Origin of the sequence: Enterococcus sp. (assembly GCF_032555305.1) — a bacterium.
In the GTDB taxonomy this organism is placed as follows: domain Bacteria; phylum Bacillota; class Bacilli; order Lactobacillales; family Enterococcaceae; genus Enterococcus_A.
In genome coordinates this window covers 1-11,574 of sequence record NZ_JAWGOQ010000013.1, presented here as the reverse complement: position 1 = coordinate 11,574, position 11,574 = coordinate 1, and the positions used below count along the sequence as shown (strand labels likewise).

Annotated in this window: 15 protein-coding genes; 14 read left to right on the top strand and 1 reads right to left on the bottom strand. The window is 41.4% G+C overall.

Annotated features, from left to right (window positions below; all coding sequences use genetic code 11):
• Positions 1 to 102 precede the first annotated feature (102 nt).
• Positions 103 to 459 (top strand): VOC family protein, encoded by a 357-nt coding sequence (locus tag E6139_RS10945; protein ID WP_316403111.1) that lies wholly within the window; start codon positions 103 to 105, stop codon positions 457 to 459.
• A 160-nt stretch (positions 460 to 619) separates the two neighbouring features.
• Positions 620 to 1,126, top strand: coding sequence for a DNA-3-methyladenine glycosylase I (locus tag E6139_RS10940; protein ID WP_316403110.1), 507 nt, complete (start codon positions 620 to 622; stop codon positions 1,124 to 1,126).
• Between the two features lie 80 nt (positions 1,127 to 1,206).
• Here the strand turns inward: E6139_RS10940 and E6139_RS10935 are convergent, their stop codons facing one another.
• Positions 1,207 to 1,980, bottom strand: coding sequence for a DeoR/GlpR family DNA-binding transcription regulator (locus tag E6139_RS10935; RefSeq protein ID WP_316403109.1), 774 nt, complete (start codon positions 1,978 to 1,980; stop codon positions 1,207 to 1,209).
• A gap of 383 nt (positions 1,981 to 2,363) precedes the next feature.
• On the opposite strand from E6139_RS10935, the gene E6139_RS10930 reads away from it, so the two are divergent.
• From E6139_RS10930 to E6139_RS10875, 12 genes are all read left to right on the top strand, one after another.
• Positions 2,364 to 3,437, top strand: coding sequence for an alcohol dehydrogenase catalytic domain-containing protein (locus E6139_RS10930; RefSeq protein ID WP_316403108.1), 1,074 nt, complete (start codon positions 2,364 to 2,366; stop codon positions 3,435 to 3,437).
• 30 nt (positions 3,438 to 3,467) lie between these two features.
• The gene (locus tag E6139_RS10925; RefSeq protein WP_316403107.1) at positions 3,468 to 3,890 is read left to right on the top strand and encodes a PTS sugar transporter subunit IIA; all 423 of its coding nucleotides are present in this window, start codon (positions 3,468 to 3,470) and stop codon (positions 3,888 to 3,890) included.
• 32 nt (positions 3,891 to 3,922) lie between these two features.
• Positions 3,923 to 4,396: a PTS sugar transporter subunit IIB gene (locus tag E6139_RS10920; RefSeq protein ID WP_316403106.1), complete on the top strand. Its 474-nt coding sequence runs from the start codon at positions 3,923 to 3,925 to the stop codon at positions 4,394 to 4,396.
• 24 nt (positions 4,397 to 4,420) lie between these two features.
• Complete coding sequence (locus tag E6139_RS10915) at positions 4,421 to 5,188, top strand: PTS mannose/fructose/sorbose/N-acetylgalactosamine transporter subunit IIC (RefSeq protein WP_207110403.1); 768 nt, start codon at positions 4,421 to 4,423, stop codon at positions 5,186 to 5,188.
• Positions 5,188 to 6,045 carry a PTS system mannose/fructose/sorbose family transporter subunit IID gene (locus E6139_RS10910; protein WP_316403105.1) on the top strand — a complete coding sequence of 286 codons (858 nt, stop codon included), beginning with the start codon at positions 5,188 to 5,190 and terminating at the stop codon, positions 6,043 to 6,045. Before E6139_RS10915 ends, E6139_RS10910 begins: the two co-directional genes overlap by 1 nt.
• Positions 6,046 to 6,121: 76 nt before the next feature.
• On the top strand, positions 6,122 to 7,180 hold the full coding sequence (locus E6139_RS10905) for a zinc-dependent alcohol dehydrogenase (protein ID WP_316403104.1): 1,059 nt from the start codon (positions 6,122 to 6,124) through the stop codon (positions 7,178 to 7,180).
• Positions 7,174 to 8,046 (top strand): class II fructose-bisphosphate aldolase, encoded by an 873-nt coding sequence (locus E6139_RS10900; protein WP_316403103.1) that lies wholly within the window; start codon positions 7,174 to 7,176, stop codon positions 8,044 to 8,046. The genes E6139_RS10905 and E6139_RS10900 overlap by 7 nt, the downstream gene beginning before the upstream one ends.
• Positions 8,047 to 8,241: 195 nt before the next feature.
• Entirely contained in the window at positions 8,242 to 8,745 is a 504-nt protein-coding gene (locus E6139_RS10895; RefSeq protein WP_316403102.1) for a hypothetical protein, read from the top strand.
• Positions 8,746 to 8,871: 126 nt separating this feature from the next.
• Entirely contained in the window at positions 8,872 to 9,501 is a 630-nt protein-coding gene (locus E6139_RS10890; protein ID WP_316403101.1) for a CatA-like O-acetyltransferase, read from the top strand.
• A 42-nt stretch (positions 9,502 to 9,543) separates the two neighbouring features.
• The gene (locus tag E6139_RS10885) at positions 9,544 to 10,197 is read left to right on the top strand and encodes a deoxyribonuclease I (RefSeq protein WP_316403100.1); all 654 of its coding nucleotides are present in this window, start codon (positions 9,544 to 9,546) and stop codon (positions 10,195 to 10,197) included.
• 107 nt (positions 10,198 to 10,304) lie between these two features.
• On the top strand, positions 10,305 to 11,057 hold the full coding sequence (map, locus tag E6139_RS10880; protein WP_316403099.1) for a type I methionyl aminopeptidase: 753 nt from the start codon (positions 10,305 to 10,307) through the stop codon (positions 11,055 to 11,057).
• A 234-nt stretch (positions 11,058 to 11,291) separates the two neighbouring features.
• On the top strand, positions 11,292 to 11,489 hold the full coding sequence (locus E6139_RS10875; RefSeq protein ID WP_316403098.1) for a hypothetical protein: 198 nt from the start codon (positions 11,292 to 11,294) through the stop codon (positions 11,487 to 11,489).
• The last annotated feature ends 85 nt before the right edge of the window (positions 11,490 to 11,574 follow it).

Below are 11,574 nucleotides of genomic sequence, written 5' to 3'. Positions count from 1 at the left end.
GCCCATATTGAGTGTGAAAATACATTATCTGGAACTTCTCTTGGTTGCAAACGTTTTTTCCGCTATACTGAAAGTAATTTAACGAAGAGGAAGGTGCAGTATATGATTGATCATTTGAGTATTGGTGTTACTGATTTAGCGAAAAGCAAAGCGTTTTATGAAGCAGCATTAAAACCGTTAGGCTATCAGGTTAAGATCGAGATGGAAAATGCCATTTGCTTCGGAGCCGATGGCGGGGACTTATGGATCGGAGCAATGGAGCCTAACAAGATCCATCTGGCTTTTAGTGCGAAGGATCGGGCAACGGTTGATGAGTTTTATGAAGCAGCGATGAAGGCTGGCGGAGTGGACAACGGTGCTCCAGGTTTGCGACCCCATTATCATGAGAATTACTATGGTGCCTTCGTTTTTGATCCAGATGGCTCTAATATTGAAGCAGTGTGTCACAAAGAAGCATAGTGAACGAACCGGCTGAAAAGCCGGTTTTTCTATCTGGCTTAGCCCGTTAAAAATAGTTTACAAAGTGCAAATAAGTCTCCTCTTCGGATTTTTGATTAATAATTGTACCTTTAAACGAAGATAGCTGTATGATGAATGAATTAAAGGTGGTGCAACGACAATGAATAAATCTCAATGGTACAGCGATCGCTGGGGCGAACCGACCCATGATGATCAAATGCTTTTTTTATTGTTGACGATTGGTGTTTTTCAAGCTGGATTAAGCTGGCAGGCGGCTGCCAGCAAACGAGACGTATTCGAACGAAACTTTTGCGGGATGGATTTTCGCAAAGTAGCCGCCTTCTTTCCAGATGATATCGAGCGGATCGCCAAAGACCCAGAGATGATCCGCAATCCGCGGAAAATTAAAGCAGTCGTCCAAAACGCGCGGGCGATCGTCAAACTGCTTGAGGAGTACGATAGTTTTGCTGATTATTTGTGGGATTTTGTAGGGGGAGTGCCTGTCATTCATCAGTACGAAATGGCGGATGAGGTCCCGAACACTTTGCCGGAAGCGACGGTGATCGCAAAGGATATGAAGAAAAGAGGCTTCAGCTTCGTGGGACCGATCATTACCTGTATGTTTTTGAAAGCAGCGGGGATCATGCAGGATCGGGTGATGGAATAATAGATAAGTAAAAATCGTTGAACGAAAGAAACGCAGTTGATTTTGTAAGTTACTACAAAATCAACTGCGTTTTTCTATGATTAAATGCTCTCTATTCGCTTGATGCCATTTTTATACATCTCATCTATTAGCTTCTTATCTGTTTGATTATCAGTGATAAGCAAGTCGATTTGATCAATTGGAAGAAAGGTGTACAAAGCACGCCGCCCGATTTTTGTGTGATCAGTAACAACGATTTGTTTTGCGGAAGCATCGATCATATTTTTTTTGGTAGCAATTAGCAGTTCGTTGAAATGGGTCAGCCCCTTTTCAACATTGAGAGCCGGTGTTGCGATAAAGGCTTTATCAACGCTCAACTGATGCAAGGATTCGTTAGCGATCTGACCATTCAGCATAAAACTATCATGAAACAGTGTCCCTCCAGTAACGATAGTGGTTATGCTACGATTTGATCGTAGAACAGATGCAATATTGACATCATTCGTAATGATCGTAATGTCTTGCAGATGGGGCATTTCGTTTAGTGTTTTAGCGATTTGTAAAGTAGTGGTACCAGAATCTAAGATGATGGCTTCGCCGCTTTTTATATATTTGGTCGCATATTTTCCAATACGTGTCTTCTCAAGTATATTTTCCGTTGCACGGTCTTCAAAGACTGGTTCATCCTGTTTGATACTGGCAGGAACCACCCCACCATGGATTCTAACAACAAGCCCCTGTGATTCCAATTCATCAAGGTCTCTGCGAATCGTTGTTTCATGAACTTGAAAGATCTCTGACAGTTGGGAAACGGAGATAAATTGCTTGTTCTCGATTGCTTCTAGTAACTTTATTCTGCGCTCTCCTGTTAACATGCTGTTTCATCCTCTCGCTTTTTCCGTGTATATATGAGCTATTCCCATCATTGAAAACTTTCTCACTCTACAGTCTATGGAAAATAGCGGAAGGTGTCAATATGTTTGCTAATCAATCGAGCAATAATGAGCTTGTTCGAGCTAAATATCCAATAAAAATTATAATTAGGTTTGAACTTTGGATGATTAAATGAATTTGAATCAGCAATTAGAAAATATTTTTGTTTTTTTATGATGTTTTGAAAAACTTATCTGTAGCTTTTTTTGCAAGAAGAGAATGATATTTTAAAAATAAAGCGTTTACACAGGCACTTTGTGGTGCTATACTCGTAAACGAGCAATAAAGAGATATAACGAGCGCTCGTAAATGAGGAGGGAAATAAATGGAACAAGTGGTTGAATCAAAGGTTTTCAGTCTGGTTGAACCAGGAATGATTGACGAAGTGAGTAAAACGAGAAGAATCCCCGAAGGTTGGGTGGCTGTTGAACCAACATATGCGAGTATCTGTCATGCGGATTTAAGATATTTTGCAGGTTTGCGACGTCCTGAGGCTTTAGCAAAAAAATTGCCGATGGCTCTGCTACATGAAGGTATCGGAATTGTTAAGGAAAGTCATTCGGAAAAATTTGCGGTAGGTGATCGAGTGGTAGTCGTTCCCAATATACCGGGACAAATCCTGCATCCAGAGATTGATCAAAAACCAGATATTCCTGTGAATTATTCGAAAGGTAATGCTTTTTTAGGCAGCGGCTATGACGGGATGGCACAAAGTCGGTTAGTTCACCCAGAGGACTGTTTAGTACAAATTCCAGATGAGATTCCCAATGAAATTGCTGTTTTAGCAGAACTATCGTCTGTTTCCCATCATGCAATCAGTCATGTGGAGGACAAGCTGAAAAAAGCGAATACCCGTGTAGCCCTTTTTGGCGATGGCCCTGTGGGATACTTTACGGCTGTAATGTTGAAATACTTGTACGGCGTTGATGCAGAACGATTCGTGGTTTTCGGTGCGGCGGACGATAAGCTTGCCCATTTTGACTTTGCACGGACGGAGAATGTATTGACTTATGATTTCAAAAACTCAATAGAAAGATTTGATATCTTAATCGAATGCACAGGTGGGAAATTCAGCCAGAGCGCGTTAAATCAAGCAATCGATATCGCGGATTCGCTAGCGGATATCATTTTTATGGGGGTCACAGAGGAGCTGGTTCCGATTGATACACGCGATATTTTGGAAAAGGGGATCACTGCGCATGGAAGCAGCCGTTCATCCACAGCAGATTTTGAAGCAGTAGTAGCTGGAATGAAACGGCTGGAATATCGAACAGCCTTAAGTAAAATATTGCCTGATCAAGTGATCGAGATTTCAACTGGGGATGATTTTAGGAAGGCCATGGAAAAATTTGTTGAAAATCCTGGCTGGAACAAAACAGTGATGCGTTTTAGCTGGTAAGCTATGCAAAATAAAAAAAGAGGTGGAAATGTGACAGGAATATTGATCGTGACTCATGGTGAGATGGCAACAGGGATCATGGACAGCCTTAGCCTTATCATGGGCGACCAACAAGAATACCAAACTCTAGGTCTAAAACACGGAGACGACATTGGTGAATTTAGTGAAAAAATTCAGGCAGGTATTTGTGAGCTGGATAAGGGGGCTGGTGTATTGGTGTTGGTCGATCTGTTTTCAGCCAGTCCCTACAACCAAGCGGCGATGTCATTTAACAAACTGAAGGATCATAGCTATCGGCTGGTCTCAGGAGTGAATTTACCGATGATTATCGAAGCCTTTAACCAGCGCATGCTTGGTGCCGATTTAGAAACGATGTATCAAGCAGCGATGACGGCCGGAAAAGACGGCATCAAAGAGTTTTTGGATGAAATGACTAAGTTAGAAAAAATGTGAATTGATAAATAGTTGAATGGAGTGTGTTAAAAATGGGAGAAATCGTATTAGCACGAATTGATGATCGTTTGATTCATGGGCAGGTAATGACTGCTTGGCTGCAATTTACCGGAGGAAATCATATCGTCATCGTGGACGACGCGACGGCAGGTGATGAGTTTACAAAATCAATCATGTCGATGGCTGTACCTAATGGAATAAAATTATCTATTTTAACCATTGAGGAGGGGACAGCATTGCTGGCGAATATTCCAGAGGGTCATCGGATTATTGTATTAGCAAAAGAGCCGCAGACCTATTGGAAGCTGATCGAAAATGGCGTGAAGTTTGATGAGATCATTATTGGCGGGATGGGTGCGCGCAAGGATCGCAAAACCTTCCATAAAAACATCTCGGCATCGGAAGAGGAAAAAGAAACCTTCAAAAATATCGTGAGTCAAAACGTGAAAATGAAGATCCATGTTATTCCAGACCAAGGTTCACAAGCAATTGAAGGATTGCTATAAAAAAATCGTGAGGGAAGTGGAGAAATGAAAATTAGTCTAATCCAAGCAATTTTAATCGGTGTCGTTTATTATCTTGGAATCAATGGAACACCGTGGCTTTCACTAGTCGGGACACATGGTTGGATGCGTCCACTAGTAAATGGGACTGTTGTAGGGTTGATCTTGGGTGATCCGGTACAGGGCTGTATCATTGGAGCTGCGATCAATCTGCCTTATCTAGCCTTTATCTCAGCAGGCGGAACGGTTGCGATGGATCCGGCACTTGCGGGAACTCTTGGAACCGCTTTAGCGATGGCGGCTAAAGTCGAACCCGCTGTCGCTGTGACCCTAGCCGTACCGATCGGTTTGTTAGGGACTTTGATCTGGGTAGCCCACATGACGGTCGATATTACATTTGTGCATATGGCGGATAAAGCAGCCGAAGAGGGAAAAATTGATCGGATCAACTGGCTTCATATCGTTCCACCGCAATTATTTTTACTTTTGATCACAGTTGTCCCTGTTGCACTAGCTGCCTATCTAGGGGCTGATGCAGTTGAAGGAATCGTGGATGCTTTGAGTGGACGGCCACTGGATGTTCTTTCGGCTATTGGCGGTATTTTACCAGCCCTAGGGATCGCCATGAATTTGCGGGCGATGAATGGCAAGGGCACACTTTTATTCTTTACTTTTGGGTTTATGTTAGCGATCTATTCGGGACTACCTTCTGTGCCGATCGCCGTATTTGCCGGAATCATCGGCTATGTCTTCACTGAATTATATTTGAAAGATAAAAATGGAGGGTTGGCATAATGGAACAGGCAGCGGAAATAAAAAAAGAAAAGCTATTAACGAAAAAGGATGTTGTGAAAGCTTTCTGGCGTTGGACCTTCTTTTCTCATGCGAATTATAACTATGAACGGCTGCAGGCAACTGGTGTCGTCCATGCCTTCAGCCCGATTTTGAAGAAATTATATGGCAAAGACGAAGATGAAATGAAATCTGCCTTAGAACGCCATATGCAGTTTTTCAATACAGAACCTTCCTTTGGCGGTCCGATATTGGCAATGACCATCGCGATGGAAGAGGAGAGGGCGCTGGGAGCAGACATCAATGATCAGACTATCAATGGATTGAAAACAGGATTGATGGGACCGTTAGCTGGGATCGGTGATACCTTATGGCAAGGAACCTTGATCCCGATCTTGTTGTCCTTCACCTTACCGTTTGGAGCGGATGGAAATATTTTTATGGGTCCAGTCTTATTCTTTGCCCTTCATTGGATCATTATGACGGTCATTGCTTACTTCTTATGGATTCAAGGTTATGAGCAAGGAAAAGAAGGAATTCAGAAAATGATGGCTGGCGGCCGCTTGTCCTATATCATGACCTTCTCACAGACATTGGGGGCAATCGTCATTGGATCGTTAGCTGCGAATTTCGTCAAGATCGCCACACCATTAAGTGTCCATCTAAGCGGAAAAGAAAATCTATCTATCCAAACAGATGTGCTGGATGCGCTGGTAAAAGGAATCTTGCCGTTGGGAGTGACGTTGCTGACGTATTATTTATTGAAACATAAAAAATATACTCCAACAAAAGTTCTAGTTATTCAAATTATTGGCGGAGCGATTTTAGCCGCACTTGGTTTGATTGTTAACTCAATATAAGTGAAAAACGACGTTAGAAGGGAAGAGTAATATATCTGACGTCGTTTTTTGAATAGATAAGAAGGGGCGAATGATTTTGAAAACAGCAGTATTTTATGATGTGAAAAAGTTGGTAGTAGAAGAGACACCCTTACCAGAAGTACCGAAGGACAAAGTTTTGCTGAAGGTTGAAACTTGTGCCATTTGTACTTGGGAACAGCGCGTGTACACTGGAGTGAAAAAAGTCAGCTATCCATTTATAGGCGGTCATGAGATTGCAGGAGAGCTCGTAAAAATAGGTGAAGCGGCAGCTGGAACTTGGCAAGTAGGAGACAAGGTTGTTTTTGGCACGAACTTAGCCTGTGGTCATTGTCATTATTGCCGCGTAGGTGAAGAACAAAATTGTCTGAACTTTGATCATAGCAAGCAGCAACCGGGTTTGCCTTATAGGGGGATGGGCGGGCTGTCCGAATACCTTGTGGTCGCCCCAGCGAATATTTTCAGTTATCAAAATGTTTCTTCCGAAGAAGCTTCCTTAACCGAACCATTATCTTGTGTCTTGCACAGTGTTGAGACTGCAGAGGTGAACTTTGGTGATTATGTTTTAGTTGTTGGGGCAGGGATCATGGGGATGCTTCATTTGCAGTTGGCGCAAAAAAGAGGAGCGATCGTGATTGTTTCTGATCCGAACGAAGCACGTCTGAAGTTAGCGAAACAGTTGGGTGCAGCCCACGTTGTTAATCCTGTACAGGAAGATTTGGTCGAAAAAGTGCGGGCTTATACGGAAAACTTAGGCGCACAAATCATTTTTAATACGACTCCGATGTCCGATTTAATTCCTGAGTTGTTGGACATCTTATCTAATACGGGAAAAATGATTTTATATTCTTCCTACTATCCGGATGAACCGGTGGGAATCAAATTTGATCACATCCATAAAACAGGACAGCAGATCATAGGGACGGCGAATTCCAATAAACGTGATTTCCTCCGTGCTGCTCGTTTGATCAGTCAGGGAATCATTGATGTGAAACCTTTCATCACGAAAATCTATCCGCTGAGTCAGATCGAATCGGCCTTTGAGGAGGCAGTAAATACCGAAGCTTTTCGTATCATAGTTAATTTTGAACAAGAAAGAAGTGAAGATGTATGCTAGTAACTGCTAAGGAACTACTGATGGAGGCTGAAAAAAGAAAGTGCGCTGTGGGAGCTTTTAATGTACCAAATTTAGAGTCCTTACGAGGTGTGATCCAAGCAGCAGAAATGCTGGAAGTGCCGGTAATCATTCAACATGCTGAAGTTCACGAGAATCTAATTAGACTAGAGGAGATTGGACCAGTGATGATTCACTATGCGAAATTAGCTAAGGTCCCTGTCGCAGTCCATTTGGATCATGGTTCTAGCCTAGACGCATGTGTAAAAGCTATTAGAATGGGGTTCACCTCGATCATGTATGATGCGTCGCTGAAGGACTACGAAACAAACGTTAAGGAAACAACAGAACTAGTCAAAATTGCGCATAGTGTGGATGTTTCTGTTGAAGCTGAATTAGGAGAGATGACGAATTCAGCGATAGGCAGCGGTGAAGGACGCGAATCTGAGTTGGGTGCTTTTGGAAATAAAGATCTATTTACGAATCCAGATCAAGCGAGAAGTTTCGTTGCGTCTACCAAAGTGGATAGCTTAGCTATTTCATTTGGAACAGTCCACGGAAAATATTTCACCGAACCCGAATTAGATTTTCAACGAATCTCGGCTATTCGATCGGCGACCAACAACTTTCCATTAGTGATGCATGGCGGATCAGGGGTTTCAGATGAGGATTATAAACTGGCAATTGATGCAGGAATTCGTAAAATAAATTACTACACGTACATGAATCTAGCGGCAGGTACAGCTGTAAAAATGGAGGCGAGTAAAAGACAGAATAAAGAGCTATTTTTTGATGCTTTGGCCTTAAAAGCTACAGCAGCGATCAAAGAAAATATCTGTGGTGCGTTAAGAATTTTCAATCATTTATAATCGATCCGGTTAGCTTAACAGCTAGCCGCTTTTTTTGTCTCTAAGAAACTATGGGTATAAAGAGAGAGGAATGGAAAAACTCAATATACCTTTAGAGAAAACATTGTTATCATGATTTATGTAAATATATCTTTACTTCCCATGAGATTAATCTATACTATAGGTAAATATATCTTTACTTAGGAGATGGAAAAGGTGATCGGGATAATTAGTTTTTTCTATTTAAGTGGGCAAACAAACCCATTTATTAGAACGATGTTTGATGTAGTAAGTATTCTAATGATCTATGCACTATTTTCAAGCACCGTGTTTATTGTTCGAGAGATTCGAAAGAAGAATGATGAGCTAGTCAAAAAAGTTACGATTGATTCTATGGCGATGGCTTTTGTAATTATTGTCATCTTGCATATAGTCCAGATGGTTGTTCGGGTGGTCTACTTCAATAAAACGGGCAATGATATCAACTTACTGGTGACATCAGGATTGAGTATCGAATCATTGGGGGATAGCGGCAGTCATCTAGAATCTTTTGGTGTTGATTTAGCTATTTTTTCAGCCTCTTTATTTGTTAATCGCTTAAGGTACTCTGGACGGACTGAATGGATCAAGCATCGCCATGCTGTTAAGAGTGAAGAAATAATTGGAGAAAGCAGCAAAATAGAGAATGAAGAAACAGAGGATAGTTTCATGAAATTTTAAAACAGATCTGAAAATAGATTTACAGCGGATATGACGATCAGAGCGTCATATCCGCTTTTTTGCCTTTCCCTTCGTTCTACTTTATAGTAAAAAGAAACATTAGAAAAGAATGAGGAAGGTGTCGAAATGGGAAATCAATTTGTGCGGATTGATGAGAAGAATTGGAAACGAGCGATGCATTGTCGGGTATTTAGAAATAGCGTAGAGCCAGCTTTTTGTGTAACTTTTGAGCTGGATATCACGAATTTTTTGAATAAGATGCGAGAGCGAAAGTATTCCTTTACGTTTGCGATGGTTTACAGTGTCTCGGTGTGTGCCAACCAAATTGAAGAATTCCGCTATCGCTTTGTGGATGGGGATATTGTGCTCTTTGATCAGATCGACACTGCGTTTACTTATCTGAATAAAGAGACCGAGCTGTTCAAGGTAGTAAATGTTCCATTAACAGAAACGCTGGAGGAATATGTAGCGTTAGCTGCTAAAACAGCAGAGGAGCAACAGGAGTATTTCACTGGTCCATTAGGCAACGATGTGTTTCAGTTTTCGCCAATGCCATGGGTGACCTATACTCATATTTCCCATACGAATTCTGGTAAAACGGATAATGCCACACCATTATTTGATTGGGGCAAGTATTTTCAACGAGACGGCCGAACGCTGTTGCCTTTCTCTGTTCAGGCGCATCACTCGTTTGTCGATGGTCTGCACATTGGTAAGCTGGCAGATACTTTGCAAGCTTATTTGGATGATTTCTAATATACTTGGCTATAAAGAAAAAATTGCTGATGGGGAATAAAAATGATCACAAATATTGAAGAATTATATACGGTGTTTAGCCAAATTATGGACCATAAACGCTGGTGGAACACGGATAATAAATGGGAAATTTTACTTGGTGCGGTACTGGTTCAAAATACAAATTGGCGCAATGTTGATTATGCGTTAGCTAATTTGAATGAAGCGACGCAGTTTTTGCCGGAAAAGATTTTGGCTTTAGATAAAGAGCAATTGCAGGAATTGATTCGACCGAGCGGCTTTAATAAGGGGAAGTCAAATACGATCATTGGGTTGCTGACATGGTTGGAGGGCTATCACTTTGATCTAGCGCAAGTGTCTCGGAAAGATTTTGCCGAATTACGCAAAGAATTATTAGCGATCAAGGGCATCGGTGAAGAGACCGCCGATGCTTTATTGGTGTATGTCTTTGACCATTCGACCTTTATCGCGGATAAGTACGCGCAGCGGATGTTTGAAAAATTTGGTTTTGTTTCTAAGGGATATAAACAGTTAAAAAGCAAAATCAGTTGGCCGGAAACGATGGATACCCTCAAAGCCCAAAATCTTCATGGCTGGATCATTGAATACGGGCAGGTTTATTTGAAAAATGATGAGCTGTGGCAAAGTGGTCCCTTGAAAAACTTTAAGTTGAGATTAAGTTCTGAGGTTGATTAGACGTCAAAAAAGTGTCTAAGCTTTCCTTCAAATACATTTCGTGTTATAACTTTTCAAGTATTCAACGTCGTAGGTTAAAAAATACTATTACTATAGGGAGTAATGAAATGGTCACATTAAAATCAAAACGGGAAATCGACCAGATGAAAGAATCTGGGGCGATTCTCGCTGGAATTCATCAACAATTACGGGATATCATCAAGCCGGGAATCACCACTAAAGAAATCAATCAGTTTGTACAAGAAAAAGTTGAGGCAGCAGGCGCAACAGCTGCGCAAATCGGCTTTGAGGGTTATGAATTCGCCACGTGTACCAGCGTGAACGACGAAATCTGTCACGGGTTTCCATCGAATTATCGTTTGAAATCAGGTGATGTATTAAAGGTTGATTTTTGTGTCGACTATCACGGTGCTATTTCTGACAGTTGCTGGACGTATGCAGTCGGTGAGATCACACCTGAACATCAGGCGTTGATGGATGTCACGAAAGAGGCTCTGATGATTGGCATTGCTCAAGCACAGGTCGGCAATCGAGTTGGCGATATCGGTCACGCGATTCAGACCTATGCAGAAGCTAAGGGCTATGGTGTAGTACAGGATTTTCTTGCGCATGGCATTGGTCCAACAATCCATGAAGAACCTTTCTTCCCCCATTTCGGTACGGCTGGCAAGGGAGCGCGACTAAAAGAAGGTATGACCATCACGATCGAACCAATGATTACCACTGGAACATGGGAAGCCGGTATTGATGGCAATGGCTGGACGGCTCGCACATTAGACGGCAGTTACTGTGCACAGTATGAGCATTCCATTGCTATTACTAAAAATGGTCCAGTAATCATGACTGAACAAGAAGCATAATCAACAAAAAGAGGGCTCGGATAATCGAGTCCTCTTTTTGTTATTTATTCAATAGAATATTTTTGGTTAAATAATTTGGGTTGTTTTTAAAAGCTTATTAATTCAAAGTTTTTACTAATATTAATAAATAAAGGTATATCTGTTTTTATATATACAAGCATACAAAAAAGTTATATCATAATGAATATAAAAGCACGGTGGCGATTACATAAAAATAGATGGGGGTTTTGGATCATGGGTGTTGGCGTTGGTATTGCGAAGCTAGCTGAGAGGCAGCTGTTCTTAATGAAAGTCGAAAATTTAAGCAAACGTGTAAGGGCTTACTTCGATCGAACTCAGGATGTTGATTCATTGATCGAATACGGAGTTGCAATCCTCGTGCGAAATTTTTTCTGTATGAAGGCATTTCCTGACTTAATTAATGTCTACTGAATCATTGAATTTTATTGTAACCTCAGTGTTTCAGAGGGATTTCTAGTATAATAAGTGCAAGGGTCTTTTCGTGAAATTGACGAAA